This is a genomic window from Halorubrum sp. AJ67 (assembly GCF_000513435.1).
In genome coordinates this window covers 44352-45995 of sequence record NZ_CBVY010000009.1, presented here as the reverse complement: position 1 = coordinate 45995, position 1644 = coordinate 44352, and the positions used below count along the sequence as shown (strand labels likewise).

The following is a 1644-nucleotide window of genomic DNA, read 5'->3' as shown; positions in this document are numbered from 1 at the left end:
GCCGGCCACCTCGCGCGGACGACGACCGTCGCCGCGACGAGCGTCGCTGACGAGGCCTCCCACCGGAACGGCGCGGGTGAGACGCTCCGCGGGCCCTGAGCCGGTCGGAGCCGTCCGGAATCCCGACTACAGCTCGATCCGGTCGACGATCGCCTCGTTGCCGTCGACGCCGTCGCTGTGGGTGTTGATCGCGACGGTCCGGACCTTCTCTTCGAGCAGCGACCCGTCGATCTTCGCCTTCAGCAGCGAGTCCACCTGATACACGCCCGCGGCGTTGTTCATTCGGATCACGACCTGGACCGGCGTCTCGTCGCCCTCGCGGAGCGAGACGCGCTCGATCGCCTGCGAGGAGACGGTGTTTATCCCGCGGCCGCCCTCCTCGTAGGGGACCCGCGAGCGGCCGCGCTCCATGTCGAGCCCGTCCGCGATCCGGACGACGCCGGCCTCCAGCGTCAGCGGCTGCTCCTCCGTGTGATGGCACAAAATCGCGTGGAGCACCTCGGCTTTCACGCGGACCTGCTCCGCCACGTCGTAGAAGGCGGGGAGTAGGTCGTCGAGTAAGTCCGCCGCGAGCGGGATCGAGTAGTACGGGTGGTCGTGGCGGTGGACGACGTGACCGATGTCGTGGAGCGTCGCCGCCAGCGCGACGATCACCGGCTCGTCCGCCTCGTCCAACCCCTGCTGGCGCGCGCCGTTGAACTCGACGCCGCCGGACTTGAGCAGGTCGTACAGCTGTAGCGCGCGGTCACGGACGATCTCGACGTGTTTGGTGCCGTGGTCGTTGTACCCCTTTCGGGCGACCGGATTCACGTTCTGGGCCTCCAGGTACGCGACGATCTCCTCGTCGGACAGGAGCCGCTCTAAGACCTCGTTGAGCCGTTCGTCGGGGAAGGCGTGGTCGGCGTCGGGGTCGTAGTGGCGGTCGGCGTCGGGGTCGATCTCGGCGTCGGCGTCGGCGACGTCGCCCGCCGTGGGGTCGCGCTCGTCGTCGGCTTGATCGGTCATAGCGTCGATGAGTGACGCTCGACGCTTATAAATCCGCGATCGGCGCGTCCGGTGTTCGCGTCGGTCCCGCGGTCGCCTGCGTCGGTCCTACCGTCGTCCCGACGCTTATTCCGCCGACGACTGTTGGTCCGCATATGACGCTCGACGCCGAGCGCGTGTCGACCGTAACCTTCGACTCGTACAGCACGCTCGTGGACGTGGAGGCCGCCGAGGCGGCGCTCGCGGACCGCGTTCCCGACCCCGAGCCGGTGTCGCGGCTGTGGCGGTCGCGGTCGCTGGCGTACACGTTCGTCGCGAACGCGGTCGACGCCTACCAGCCCTTTTTCGAGATGAACCGGGACGCGCTGACGTACGCGCTGGCGGCGCACGGCGTCGACCTCCCGGCCGCGGAGCGCGACGAGATCCTCGCGGTGTACCACGAGCTGGAGGTGTTCGACGACGTGCGCGAGGGCGTCCGCCGGCTCCGCGACGCGGGCTACGACTGTTACGTCCTCTCGAACGGCGACCCGGAGATGCTGGCGTCGATGGTCGACCACGCCGACATCGCGGATCTCCTCGCGGACACGATCAGCGCCGACGAGGTGGAGACGTTCAAGCCCGCCGCCGAGCTGTACCGCCACGGCGCGGCCCGGACCGGCA

Annotated in this window: 2 protein-coding genes; one reads left to right on the top strand and one right to left on the bottom strand. The window is 69.3% G+C overall.

Annotated elements, in window-relative coordinates:
• Nucleotides 1-126: 126 nt before the first annotated feature.
• Entirely contained in the window at nucleotides 127-1005 is an 879-nt protein-coding gene (locus BN903_RS09180; RefSeq protein WP_048077451.1) for an HD domain-containing protein, read from the bottom strand.
• Between the two features lie 134 nt (nucleotides 1006-1139).
• Here BN903_RS09180 and BN903_RS09175 point away from each other — a divergent pair.
• Nucleotides 1140-1644: HAD-IA family hydrolase (locus BN903_RS09175; RefSeq protein ID WP_048077450.1), on the top strand; the 505-nt coding region annotated here is incomplete at its 3' end.

Excerpts from the sequence above, each read along its gene's own strand:
- BN903_RS09180 (WP_048077451.1), bottom strand. The coding sequence starts at position 1,005 with ATGACCGATCAAGCCGACGACGAGCGCGACCCCACGGCGGGCGACGTC.